This is a genomic window from Peribacillus sp. SIMBA_075, from assembly GCF_046534585.1.
On sequence record NZ_JAWRYN010001231.1, the window covers coordinates 1 to 249 of the forward strand.

Sequence of the window (249 nt, forward strand, 5' to 3'; positions counted from 1 at the left end):
TGACAGGAACCGTCAGGGAAACGGTGACGAAAGTGTTGCTCGATTTGCAAAATCAAGATTTTATCCAAATAAAAAAGAAAAAGATCCTGATCTGCAATCTTGCGGAAATCGAACGATTGGTTGAGACCTCATGAAAAAAAACATCTGGAACATCTCCATTATCGGAAATCTCATCGTTATCCTGATTTGTCTGACTCTCTTTATTGGGGATTCATTGCAGCGGATAAACTACGCTTTCTACGATTACGA

Annotated in this window: 1 protein-coding gene; it reads left to right on the forward strand. The window is 39.4% G+C overall.

The annotated features are described in order from the left end of the window. On the forward strand, positions 1-134 hold a 134-nt coding region (locus tag SB775_RS34750; protein ID WP_486360735.1), incomplete at its 5' end, for a helix-turn-helix domain-containing protein. Between the last annotated feature and the right edge of the window lie 115 nt (positions 135-249).